General features: G+C 41.1%; 9 protein-coding genes. 2 read left to right on the top strand and 7 right to left on the bottom strand.

The window, feature by feature from the left end:
- Nucleotides 1–71: 71 nt before the first annotated feature.
- The 6 genes from BFS30_RS16685 to BFS30_RS16660 all read right to left on the bottom strand — a co-directional run bounded on the left by BFS30_RS16685 (nucleotide 72) and on the right by BFS30_RS16660 (nucleotide 4,530).
- The gene (locus BFS30_RS16685; protein ID WP_069380331.1) at nucleotides 72–575 is read right to left on the bottom strand and encodes a ClbS/DfsB family four-helix bundle protein; all 504 of its coding nucleotides are present in this window, start codon (nucleotides 573–575) and stop codon (nucleotides 72–74) included.
- A gap of 24 nt (nucleotides 576–599) precedes the next feature.
- Nucleotides 600–1,955 carry an MBL fold metallo-hydrolase gene (locus BFS30_RS16680; RefSeq protein ID WP_069380330.1) on the bottom strand — a complete coding sequence of 452 codons (1,356 nt, stop codon included), beginning with the start codon at nucleotides 1,953–1,955 and terminating at the stop codon, nucleotides 600–602.
- An 86-nt stretch (nucleotides 1,956–2,041) separates the two neighbouring features.
- Nucleotides 2,042–2,455, bottom strand: coding sequence for a YeeE/YedE thiosulfate transporter family protein (locus BFS30_RS16675; RefSeq protein ID WP_069380329.1), 414 nt, complete (start codon nucleotides 2,453–2,455; stop codon nucleotides 2,042–2,044).
- 12 nt (nucleotides 2,456–2,467) lie between these two features.
- A complete protein-coding gene (locus BFS30_RS16670; RefSeq protein ID WP_069380328.1) occupies nucleotides 2,468–3,025 on the bottom strand; it encodes a YeeE/YedE family protein in 558 nt (185 codons plus the stop codon).
- 4 nt (nucleotides 3,026–3,029) lie between these two features.
- The gene (locus tag BFS30_RS16665; protein WP_069380327.1) at nucleotides 3,030–3,821 is read right to left on the bottom strand and encodes a sulfite exporter TauE/SafE family protein; all 792 of its coding nucleotides are present in this window, start codon (nucleotides 3,819–3,821) and stop codon (nucleotides 3,030–3,032) included.
- A 67-nt stretch (nucleotides 3,822–3,888) separates the two neighbouring features.
- A complete protein-coding gene (locus BFS30_RS16660; RefSeq protein WP_157262940.1) occupies nucleotides 3,889–4,530 on the bottom strand; it encodes a Crp/Fnr family transcriptional regulator in 642 nt (213 codons plus the stop codon).
- A gap of 491 nt (nucleotides 4,531–5,021) precedes the next feature.
- On the opposite strand from BFS30_RS16660, the gene BFS30_RS16650 reads away from it, so the two are divergent.
- Nucleotides 5,022–8,009, top strand: a complete 2,988-nt coding sequence (locus BFS30_RS16650; RefSeq protein WP_237028591.1) for a glycoside hydrolase domain-containing protein — start codon at nucleotides 5,022–5,024, stop codon at nucleotides 8,007–8,009.
- 76 nt (nucleotides 8,010–8,085) lie between these two features.
- Here BFS30_RS16650 and BFS30_RS16645 read toward each other — a convergent pair whose 3' ends face one another.
- A complete protein-coding gene (locus BFS30_RS16645; protein WP_069380325.1) occupies nucleotides 8,086–11,400 on the bottom strand; it encodes a TonB-dependent receptor in 3,315 nt (1,104 codons plus the stop codon).
- A 331-nt stretch (nucleotides 11,401–11,731) separates the two neighbouring features.
- On the opposite strand from BFS30_RS16645, the gene lpdA reads away from it, so the two are divergent.
- The gene (gene lpdA, locus BFS30_RS16640) at nucleotides 11,732–13,120 is read left to right on the top strand and encodes a dihydrolipoyl dehydrogenase (protein WP_069380324.1); all 1,389 of its coding nucleotides are present in this window, start codon (nucleotides 11,732–11,734) and stop codon (nucleotides 13,118–13,120) included.
- The last annotated feature ends 40 nt before the right edge of the window (nucleotides 13,121–13,160 follow it).

Here is a 13,160-nt window from a genome sequence, read left to right as displayed (position 1 = left end):
ATACTTGAAGATAACATTATTATTTAGATTATACAATAATTAAATCAAAGATTAAGGCAAAAATTGGTCATTTATCCTTCCTTTTTCCATCTGCGGATGCGTCCTCTCGCATTAACGTAAGGTGAAGCCGTATTAAACTGAATCATTCTTCCCATCGTCCATTTATCGTACCAGGGCACTCCATACAGCTCTTCATTACTTTTTTCTTTTACCAGGGATAAGATCCTTTCTACCGCCAGGTCGAGTTTGCGGCTAATCGTTTCCAGGTTGTCTCCATCATAATCTACATAAAATTTTTGCGCCAGCTTTCCCAACTCATTCCATTTATATCCGGTTTCCGGAAAGTCGACCGGCCGGCCCTCTTTCTTTCCTTTCTCCCACTTCAGTACCAATTCCGCCCATCCACAAAGGTATGACAGCAGGTTCAGTACTGTCATTTTTGTACCTTTTACATGTCCTTCCAGTTCTGCTTTTATCGCCTGATCTTCGGAAATATGCGCGATCTCTCCTTTCAGCTTTTGATAACTCGTTTGGATTGCGGTTAGGAGCGCTTCTTTATCAAGGGGAACTGCCATCGTATTGTCTTAAGGTTATTAAGCCTATTTTTCTGCCTGATTAAAATCGCGGACTGCTCCTCCTAAATCGTACACCGGAATTTCGGCCCCTAATTCCGCAGCAATAATGCTGCTTCCTGCTGCGCTTCTGCTTCCTCCTGCACAATGCACCACAATGGGCTTTCCTGCCGGAACTTCTTTAATACGCTCCCTTAATTCGCCCAGCGGAATATTTAAAGAACCTTTGAAGACGGTTTTCTTTTTCACCTCATTCTCATTTCTAACATCAATGATGGTGAAATCATCCGGACTGGCCATAAAATATTCCAAAGGCATTACCGGCATAATTACATCACCGGTATGGGTTACAAATGCAGCTTCAATAAAATCCTCATAACCGATACTTGCCGTACGACCGATCAGTTCCTGCAACTGTTCCTCATTTGCTGCTGTCAGATAAAAACGTTCAGCAGGTTTAACAATACTTCCCAACCAGGTTTCAAATTTCTTACCATACACAATATTTATTGCTCCCGGCAGATGCCCTTCTTTAAACAGATTTTCCGGACGGGTATCCACCACTACAATAGCCGGGTTGAGTGATTCAGGATCAGGATTAACTATCGTCTTCACTTTTTCTATTTGCGGTTTAAATTCAGCTGCACCTTTCCTGTTGAGGTCCACATCGAAGCCAAAATATTTAGGAATGAAAGGTTGATCTGTAGTCAGTTCTTTCACAAAATCTTCCTCGGTCATCTCCTGTAAGGACCAGTTACCCACCTTTTCTGCTCCTATAGTACTTGAATTTGCCGTACTAAGTGCTTTACCACATAATGTTCCTGAGCCATGGGCAGGATAAACCAGCACATCATCATCCAGTTTCATCATTTTATCTCTGAGGGAATGGAACATTTTTTTAGCCAGCTCCTCTCTTTTTGCCTGCAGGTTCCCTACCGACTCTCTCAGGTCAGGTCTGCCGCAATCACCTATAAACAAAGTATCTCCCGTGAATACCGCTTTATCCTGACCATTATGCTCCAGCACAATAGATATGCTATCAGGAGAATGCCCCGGAGTATGCAGGCTTTTCAGTTTTATTTTACCGAAATTGATTTCCTCCCCTTCATCAAAAGGGGTAAAAGGATAAGCAACTCCTGTTAAACTATGTGCATATATGGTAGCGCCGGTATGCTGATGAATTTCCAGGTGACTGCTCACAAAATCAGCGTGGGGATGAGTTTCTATCACCCCAATGATCTCTGCTTCAAACTGTTTTGCAAACTCATAATAAGGCTCCGGATTACGTGAAGGATCGATCAGAACGATCTTCTGTTCACATTCACTAACTATAGCATAACTATAATGGGCTAAAAATTCATCTTTAAATTGTTCTATAATCATCTTTATTTTTTTTAACGTAAAACCCTTTATCTATGCAAATCTGAGTATTATTGACTGCTTTTTTAGTGATGAAAGTCACACATCGCTCAATGAGGTAATTTATCTTTAATCAGCCCATACAGGAAGGTTCCCAGCAAAGCACCGACAATCACAATGGCCATGGTCAGATAACCGTAGCCAAGGTTCACAAACATCGGCCCCGGGCATGCTCCCGTTAAGGCCCATCCCAAACCAAATATCGTCCCGCCGATGATGTACTTTGTATATGGAGGTTCTTTATCCTTAAACAGAATTGGCTGGTGTTCAGAATCTTTCCAATGCATTTTTTTAATCAAGAAAACGGAAATTACGCCAAGAACAACAGCTGTTCCGATAATGCCATACATCTGAAACGACTCGAAGCGAAACATTTCATAGATCCTGAACCAGGACAGGGCTTCAGATTTGGTCATGATGATGCCGAAAAGTATTCCGGCAAGTATATATTTTACTGACTTCATGTTTTCAATTTTTTAAAGGATAAAAGGGAGGATTGCCCAGGTCATGATCAATCCACCGATAAAAAAGCCAATTACCGCGATCAGAGAAGGCAGTTGCAGATTTGACAAGCCTGAGATTGCATGTCCTGAGGTACAGCCACCCGCATATCTGGAGCCAAATCCAACCAGAATGCCTCCGGACAACAACAGCAACCATGTTTTAGGCGCTGCCAGTGCGTTAAGGGAAAACAGCTCGTCGGGATTGAGTGCGCCATTAAAATGAATACCCAGTGTTTTCAGGTCTGTGATCGTTTCTGGCGACAATTCCAGGCCATTCGGGTTACTTAGAAACTGAGCAGAAATCCATCCGCCAATAATGGATCCCAATAAAAACAGCAGGTTCCAGCGTTGGGCCTTCCAGTCAAAATTAAAGAATCTGACCTTCTTTCCTGCCCCTGCCATACTACAGATGGTCCTTAGGTTAGCAGAAAAGCCAAATGATTTTCCCCAGAAGATCAACAGGAGCATGACCAGCGCGATCATAAAACCAGAGAAATACCAGGGCCAGGGTTGTCTGATGAAGTCTATCATAATTTTAAAGAATTTCTTTTAAGAGGATATATGTCCCCATGAGTAATACAAACCATCCAAAGCCCGTTTTTAGCCTTTTACTGTTTACTTTCGTATTTATTTTACTGCCGATAAAAATTCCGGCAACGGCAATCGCGGTAATTTTAAGTAAAAATAACCAGTCGATTTTAAAATGTCCAAAGTCTCCTGAAAACCCAATTAATGAGTTCAGTGCAATGATAAAAAGGGAAGTTCCAATGGCTTCTTTCATTGGAAGCCCCACCAATACCACCAGTGTCGGGATCAGTAAAAATCCGCCTCCCGCCCCTAACAGACCAGTAGTTAAGCCGATTCCTACCCCATATATTAACAACTTTGGCAGATTTAATTTTTCATTCTCTTTTTGTAAAACTTCCTCTTGTTTTCCATTTCTGATCATGGCAATTGCAGCGGTCACCATCAGGATCGCAAACAATCCCATCATCAACATTCTTTCTGTCAGCTCAAAATGGTCAAATGTTGCGATATGCTGAGGGATCACCGGAATCAGGAATTTCCGGCTGAGCCAGACTGTAGTGATAGAGCTCATGCCAAAGAGGAAGGCTGTTTTTACCTGAACCAGGCCATTTCTATAATTCTGCCAGGCACCAACCAGACTGGTACATCCTACGATGAATAAAGAATAAGAGGTAGACAGTAAGGGAGGAATTCCAAAAAGATAAACCAGCACAGGAACGGTCAGAATTGACCCACCTCCTCCAACCAATCCTAAAGAAATACCGATCAGCGCTGAGGCCAGGTATGCAACAACTTCCATAAATAATAAGCTTTAAGACAAAGATGAAGATTCTTCGTCTGAGATCCGGTGACTTTTGTCACAAGAGTTAGTTTAATAATTGAATATAGTTTCTATGCAGGCGGATTTCGCCTCTTTGTTCCATTTTTTTAAGCAATCTGGAGATCACTTCCCGGGAAGAGTTCAGGTCGTTGGCAATTTCCTGATGTGTTAAATTCAGCTGTTTTAGTGCCAGTTGTTCCCCTTGTTTTTTAAGATAAAAGCCCAGTCGTACATCCAGTCCGTTAAAGGCAATGCTATCGATTACCTGCAGTAGCTCTTCAAATCTGGCTCTGTAAGTTTCCATTACAAAATAATACCAGCTTGGATACAGTTTCATAAATTCGTCCATCAGCTCAATCGGAACCATTAAAACCGTGCTGTCTTCTACCGCTTTCCCCAGAACCTTACTGGATTCCTGTTTTGCCGCACAAATCATAGAAAGTGCGCAGGCATCACCAGGCTGAAGATCGTACATAAAAAACTCATTACCGTCTGTTCCCTCCCGATAAAGTTTCACTCTACCTTTCACGACCAATACCGTAGACCTGAAATACTGGCCCGTTTGCAGGAGTAGCTCCGCAGCTTTAAAATCTTTTATGGTTACCTCTTTAATTAACACCTCCTTTAATGCAGGTTCAAACCGGGGAAATAATTCATTGATGTAATCACTAATGCTCTTTTCGGTCATGCTTTTTATATTTTCAATCTTTAAGGCCTTAAATGTATGATTAATTCTAAATTTGGGATTAATCATCTCTTTCGGTTAAAATATTCCATCCTTGAAATCAACAGAAAAAAAAGTCGTTTCCTCTTCCGGAGATTGTTTGTTATCGCTCCGGCAGATATAAGCCGGGGAATTAACGCTGCCTGTTCAATATTCACGTTATACGATTTTGTACATTGAAGAAGGGCGAGGCTCTTTCCAGGCATCTTGCTGCTGCTTAACAAATACCATCCAGCAATTGGAATGGCTGGGGTTGCAATGGTGATTAAGGACGTCATTATGATGGAAGCAGCCTTCAGTGCGCTTTGTGATTCCGCCCAGCAATATCTGATTTTAAAGGGTCGGGAATAGCCAAACCGACCAAAACACTCCTAATCAAACGATTGCGTTGATATATATTACAGATCAGGTCAAATAACTCCTAATTTTAAATACAAATCAACACAACCGTTCGTATGAAAAAATACTTAATGCCATTTGTTTTTATCTTTCTTGCCGGCACCGCATCGGCACAGGAGCTAAAATACACCAATGGAAATGATGCCTGGAATCCAGACTCACTGGGAAATCACCGGGTGGTCCTTCAGGTAACCAGTGCAGGAAAAGTTGCAAAGGCCATTATTCCATGGCGAAGAAGAGATCCGCAGCCGGAACAGAAAGAGATTTGGGTGGTAGATGCCAAAACTAATCAGAAAGTGGCCCATGTAAAAGTCGAGCATATCAACAGAGAACAAGGTACCATCTATTTTGAGCCAGGCTCCGGCATTGGAACATACTATGTTTATTATATGCCTTATAAAGTGGATGGCCGCTCGAACTATCCAAATGCGACCTACCTTAAGAGGTCAACAGCCGAGCAGGGAAAGTGGCCGGCATCAACGGATAATGCTGCAATGGTTAAGGTACAGGAAATACAATCGGTGAATGCCATGAACAGCTATTACCCGATGGAAGTTATTGCTACTGCTAAAGAAACAAAAGACCTGATCAGGCAACATCCTCAGAAATCTTATTTTGTATTTCCTGAAGATCGTTTGCATCCGATAAAAATGACGACTGATCTTCCGCAGCGATGGATACTGAAGGGTCTTATGAACTCCTTCTCCGCAACTGCAGCAAAAGGAGAAAACTTTGCTTTTCAACTGGGAATCTATCCGGTAAAGCAAGACCTCAATGATGTTAAAGTCCGGTTTACAGACCTCAAAAGTAAAACAGGGGCCCGCATTCCCGCAAGTCTCCTCTCCTGCCTGAATACAGATGGAACGAACTGGAATACCCAGGCCTTACAAAAAACAGTAAATGTAGGCAAAGGCAAAATCCAGGCACTCTGGATTCTGGCCAACCTTCCAAAGGAGCTCAGTGCAGGAACCTATACTGGAACGGCCACTGTTTCTGCCAATGGCACTTCAGCTACACCGGTTCAAATCAGCATACAAGTGGGCAATCAGCTGGCCCTGGACGGTGGCATAAATGAACCCTGGAAACAAACAAGACTGACCTGGCTAAACTCTACACTGGCGCAAAAGAATGAGGTCATCGCACCTTATATTCCTTTGGTGGTAAAAGATCAGACCATTAGCTTACTGGGAAGACAGGTTACTTTAAACAAGGATGGTTTGCCTGCGCAGATCCAGACGTTCTTTAGTCCGGAAATGACAGAATTATCTACTACCGCTAAGGATATTCTGATCGAGCCGATTCACTTTCATGTGACCAGGGAAAATCATAAAGACATCAACTGGAAAAACAGCCCGGTTACTTTTACAGAAAAGCAGGCCGGAACCGTTCAATGGAATACGACCAATACTTCCGACAGCTTAACCATGCAGGTAAATGGTTCGATTGAATTTGATGGTTTCCTTTCTTATACGGTTCAATTGATTGCCACCAAGGATATCAATCTGGAAGATGTCCGTCTGCACATTCCATTTACACCCGCTGCATCGAAATACATGATGGGTCTGGGATTAAAGGGAGGAAACAGGCCTGACACTTTAAAATGGAAATGGGATGTAGCCAATAAAAACCAGGATGGTGCCTGGATTGGGGATGTAAATGCCGGATTACAATATTCTTTACGGGACAATCATTATGTACGTCCGCTTAACACAAATTTTTACCTTCAGAAACCATTAATCCTTCCATCCTCCTGGGGAAATGAGGGTAAGGGTGGAATTCAGGTGTTTAAAAAAGGAAATTCGATCTTATCTGATAATTATAGTGGTGCACGTAGCATGAAAAAGGGAGATACATTATATTATAATTTCACCTTGCTCATTACACCTTTTCATCCGATCAACACGGATTTTCAATGGAGCAACAGGTTCTATCATAAATATGACAACCTGGATACGATTAAGGCAACCGGAGCAAACCTGATTAACATCCACCATGCTACTCCGATCAATCCTTTTATCAATTATCCTTTTATTGCGCACAAGGAGATGAAGTCTTATATCAATGAGGCCCATTTGAAAGGCCTCAAAGTAAAGATCTACAATACCGTCCGTGAGTTGTCCAACAGTGCTTATGAAACTTTTCCTTTGCGCAGCCTGGGGCATGAGATCTATTCTCCCGGACAAGGCAGAGGTTATTCCTGGTTACAGGAACACTTGGGTGAAGACTATATCGCAGCCTGGTATGTACCTGAAATAAAAGATGCAGCTGTAGTGAACAGCGGGATGAGCAGGTGGCATAACTATTATGTAGAGGGGATGAACTGGCTGGTAAAAAATATCGGCATAGACGGCATCTACCTGGATGATGTGGCCTTTGACCGCACCACGATGAAACGCATCAAAAGGGTACTAACTAAAGATGGACATCCCGGGATTATTGACCTTCACTCCGCCAATCAGTACAATAAGAGTGATGGTTTTAACAACAGTGCGAACCTTTATATGGAGCATTTCCCTTACCTGAACCGCCTGTGGTTTGGAGAGTACTTTTACTACGATAAAAACAGCCCCGATTTTTTCCTTACAGAAGTTTCAGGGATTCCTTTCGGACTGATGGGAGAAATGCTGCAGGATGGTGGAAATGCCTGGAGGGGAATGGTATATGGAATGACCAACAGAATGCCATGGAGCGATGGTGCTGACCCTCGTCCAATATGGAAAGCATGGGACAATTTTGGGATGCAGGGTAGTAAAATGATCGGCTACTGGGTAGAAAATAATCCGGTGAAGAGCAACCAGGCCAGTATTCCTGTAACCATTTACAGAAAAGACAAAAATGTGCTGGTTGCCCTGGCAAGCTGGGCAGAGGAAGATGTAAAAGTGAAGTTAAATATCGACTGGAAAGCTTTAGGCATTGATCCGGCAAAGGCTACGATTACCGCAGCGGAAGTGAAGAACTTCCAGCCGGCAGCAAGTTTTAAAGATCAGGAAGAGATACTGGTACCGAAAGGGAAAGGCTGGATGCTAGTGATTAAAGAGCAGTAAGTCTTTAGCTGTTGTTTAAATAAAAAGGGTTGCTGATGATCAGCAACCCTTTTTATTTAAAATTTATATGGTGGTATTAGTTAAAATTATAACGAACACCAAATTGCATATAATAAGTAGAAAGGAAAGTTTGGTTATCACTAAAAGATTTCCTTACTAAATCATTGTTAAAGTCAGCCAATCTGAAAGTAGGCACAGTACTACCTCCCATTGCGGAAGTATTGGTAGGCTGTAAAATACTTGCAGCGTTAACTCTTTTCATAGTTCCCCATTTTTTATTCAACAGGTTACCAAAGTTAAGGATATCAGCAGTAAACTGGAATGAATTTTTCTTACCAGCAACATTTCTGAATACCTCTTGAACCAATTTCACATCAAAACGGTGTAACCACGGCATTTTAGCACCATTACGCTCTGAATACTGTCCTTGACGTGACTTCAGGTAATCATCCTGAGCGACATAAGCGAAGAATGCATCGCTTTGTTCTTGTGCCGTAAATGTTTTAGATACACCGTCCACAGTAATCGTTTTAGAAACAAATTTAATTTCTGAAGGGTCTTTTGGAACGTAGATCAAATCGTTAGTCTGTCCATCACGGTTAAAGTCTGAGCTATAAGCGTAGGTGAATCTATCCTGAATAGAACCAACATAAAATACACTGATTGATGTTGCCAGGTTTTTCATGTATTCTTTTCTGTAAGAAAGAGATCCCACAATTCTATCAGGTAACAAGTTGCTGCTATAACTTAATGAAGGAATATTTGAGTTTCCTACAGTTTGAGGAATAGACCATAAGTTCTGCAGCTGATCTCCGGCGCCATTACCAAAGTTACGGCCATCACTATGTGTATAAGCAACCATAGCTGATATACCATTACTGAACTGCTTCGTTAACTGAGCAGTAGCAGACCAGTTATAACCACCTTTTGCATTGTCTAACACTGTAGCATTTAAAGCCTGACCTCCAGCTGTACCGTTGGCAACAGGTTTTCCACCAACTAATGGATTTACGAATTTATCCTGATTTGCACTTGGGTAAACCATTCTGTTATCAGGGTACCCGGTGATATTTAATGCAGTTGGATTTACCAGGTTGATATTTCTTGCAATTGCAGTATTCAGGTCTTTTGCATAGATACCTTCTAAAGTAGCAACAATACCACCAGGAAGTCTAAAATCAAATGCTAAATTACTTTTCCATGTTTTAGGCGATTTAAAATTAGGAGAGATAGCACTAACCGGGTTAGGAATAGAAGTTCCGCCCACTGGAGGTGTTGCTGGTAAATAGGCATTTGGATTAGGGTTAAACGGACCAGGAGTATTTGCCTGACCAGCATAAGTCTGAGTAAACTGTAACATACCGGAGTCACCAGATTGTGAAACGATCCATACATAAGGAACGGTTCCTCTGAAGATACCAGAACCACCACGGATTTGTAATGAACGGTCACCTAAAGCATCCCAGTTAAATCCAAATCTTGGAGACCAGATGATGTTTGATCCTGGTAATACACCAGTATCCATTTTTTCACCGTTCGCAAAAGTAAGTGGAGTAACCAAAGGATTGGACTTAATTTCTTCAACACCAGGGAAGCTAAATTTCTCTACCCTAACACCTGCAGTAACTTTTAATCTATCGGTTACACTAAACTCATCTTGTAAATAGGCCGAATATTGATTGAATTTAAACGTCGGATATGCTTGTTCAAAACCTGGAGATAGTGAATAGGTAATCGCATAATCTCTCGGTTTAGCACCGTTGACAAAATCAGCCCAGGTATTAAAAGTATAATAGCTGGTTCCAAAACGTTGGAAACCATTTTGAGTTTTACTGAAATCAGCCTGAACACCTAGAGTAATATTATGCTTTCCTAAAGCCATAGAAAAGTTATCCGTAAATGAATAGGTCTTCACATCACGTAAGTTACCATAAGTAAATGGCTCATAACCAAACGTAGTCAATGGAACACCATTACCATCCAAAATATCTACTAAAGGGAAGATATCACTATCTGAACTACGTGGGTCATTCTGATGTGTCCAGCTTCCACGTAAAACGTTTGAAAACTTACTTCCAAATGATGAGTTTAACTCACCAGCGAAAGAGTAAAGATTAGCATCCTGATAATAATTTGAGTTAGAGAACCATAAGGCATTTTTATCTGTACGACCTGCCCCTGTAGCATACCCAGTGAATGGGCTTCTAGAAGTACTTACCCCAACCGGACTTTTACTTTCAACCTGGTTATAACGTAGGTTCAAACTATGATCTTTGGAAATATTCCAATCCAAACGAGCTAATAATTTATCATTGTTACTATTATTGCTGTAACCCTGATATACTCCCGGATCATAATTATATTTTGATTTTAAGTAATTGCTCACTTCATTCATAAAATCCGCAGTAGGACGGGCAACGTTATCATCTGGTCCAAAAGGTTTCGAAGGAGTAGCAGCTGTTCTGGACTGACCAGGTGACACTTCCTTGTTAAACTCCGCATTTAAAAAGAAGAACAACTTATCTTTAATTATTGGACCTCCTAAACTTGCACCATATTGCTTCTGAGCATAAGGTTGAATTGTTGTAATTCTATAATCACCAACTTTAGTTCCCTGTTGATCCTGATTCCTCATCATGTAAAAAGCTGTGGCTGAGAAATCATTTGTACCTGAACGGGTTACCGCATTCACGGAACCACCTGTAAATCCTGATTGTCTTACATCATAAGGAGTTACGTTTACAGAGATTTGCTCAAGAGCGTCCAATGAAATCGGAGCACCACCAGCAGGAACGTTCGCTCCGATACCAAACTGGTTGTTGAAGTTCGATCCATCCACAGTAAAGTTACTTTGACGGTAGTTACCACCACCAATTGAAGTACCATTAGATTGAGGAGTCAATCTGGTGATGTCATTCACACTACGTGAAATACTTGGTAAATTCTGGATTTGTTGTCTGGTAACCGTTGTAGTAGCTCCGCTTCTGTTTGAATTTAGAATAGAATTTGGATTGCTGGATACAATGTTTACTTCAGCTAATGTTGCACTGTTGTCACTTAAGGTAGCGTTTAACACGTAAGGCTCTCCTAACTTAACAAAAACGTTATCGAATGTCTGCGGCTCATAACCAACAAAGCTAAGCACTACCTTATAAGGTCCGCCAACTCTTAAGTTTGAAAGGGTAAACCTTCCATCAGCATTTGATGTTACCCCGTAAGAGGTTCCTGTAGGTGTATGTACTGCTTTTACACTCGCTCCAGGCAAAGGCCCTTTTGAGTCTTTTACAGTACCAGTCATGTTTGTGGTTGTAACCTGAGCCACTGCTGCAGAGAACGTTCCCGCAAAGGCTAAGATCATGACCACGAATTTAATTAGTAATGATTTCTTCATACTTTTTTTAATTACTTTTCGTTTTTTTATGATATCACAATATTAAATATCGCGACAAAGGTAAATATTAATTTATCCAGCACATTGGTTTCAATGTTAAATTATTATTAAATATCACAATATTTTTCAACATTTAACATGTTATTTAACATCTGTAACTTTCAGTTTACCAGCAAATTGTTTTTCTGTTAAAAACAGATCTCCTTCATAAAAATGTAACATATTCAAATTATATGGAGTAAAAGCATGTTACTAAAATCTAAGAAGCAGTATTAATGAACAATTTTTTTAATTTTGGCAATTACTTAAGTTAAAATTCCTTTAATAAGATATGAACTACGATGTAATTGTAATAGGCAGCGGTCCTGGTGGATATGTAGCTGCGATAAGAGCTTCTCAGTTAGGTTTGAAAACTGCAGTAGTAGAACGCGAATCTTTAGGCGGAATCTGCCTTAACTGGGGTTGTATCCCTACCAAAGCCTTGTTAAAAAGTGCACAGGTTTTTGAATACATCAACCATGCTGCTGAGTACGGAATCAAAACCGCTGAAGCTGAGGCTGATTTTGCTGCTGTAATTAAACGCAGCCGCGGTGTTGCTGACGGCATGAGCAAGGGTGTTCAATTCTTAATGAAGAAGAACAAAATTGACGTGATCATGGGTACCGGAAAAGCGAAACCTGGAAACAAGGTGGAAGTGAAAGCTGCTGACGGAACACAAAAAGACTATACTGCAACCAGTATTATATTGGCTACAGGAGGCAGATCAAGAGAATTGCCTAATTTAAAACAAGACGGTAAGAAAATCATTGGCTACAGACAGGCAATGGTATTACCGGAACAACCAAAATCTATGGTTGTAGTAGGTTCCGGCGCTATCGGTGTGGAATTTGCTTACTTCTATGCCACTTTAGGAACTAAAGTGACCGTAGTTGAATTCATGGAAAACATCGTTCCGGTAGAGGATGAAGATATTTCAAAACAATTGTTGCGCAGCTTCAAAAAAGCAGGTATTGAAGTGATGACTTCTTCCAGCGTTGAATCTGTTGACACCAGCGGTGCAGGTTGCAAAGTTCAGGTTAAAACAGCTTCAGGTATGCAGACCTTAGAATGTGACATCGTTCTTTCTGCAGCTGGTGTGGTTGCCAACATTGAAAATATAGGTTTAGAAGAAGTAGGCATCAAAACCGAAAAAGGTAAAGTGGTAGTAGATGAATTCTACAATACCAATATAAAAGGTTATTATGCAATCGGTGACATCGTTCCTGGTCAGGCTTTAGCTCACGTGGCTTCTGCGGAAGGAATCATCTGTGTGGAAAAAATCGCAGGCCATAAACCAGAACCTTTAGATTATAACAATATTCCAGGATGTACTTATTGCAGCCCGGAGATTGCCTCTGTAGGTTATACTGAAAAAGCAGCCAAGGCAGCCGGATATGAGTTGAAGATTGGTAAATTCCCATTCTCTGCTTCAGGTAAAGCGAGTGCAGCAGGTGCAAAAGATGGTTTTATAAAAATGATCTATGACGCCAAATATGGCGAACTGCTAGGTGCCCACATGATCGGCGCAAATGTTACAGAAATGATTGCAGAGATTGTGGTAGCCCGTAAACTGGAAACTACTGGTCATGAGATGCTAAAATCTGTACACCCTCACCCTACTATGAGTGAAGCGATTATGGAAGCAACTGCTGACGCTTATGGTGAAGTAATTCACTTATAAAAAAGAAACACTGTCCTAAAAACCTGTTGAGCTTTCAACA

The organism is Pedobacter steynii (assembly GCF_001721645.1).
Taxonomy (GTDB): domain Bacteria; phylum Bacteroidota; class Bacteroidia; order Sphingobacteriales; family Sphingobacteriaceae; genus Pedobacter; species Pedobacter steynii_A.
The sequence above is the reverse complement of the archived record's forward strand: the minus strand, read 5'-3'. Positions and strand labels throughout refer to the sequence as shown.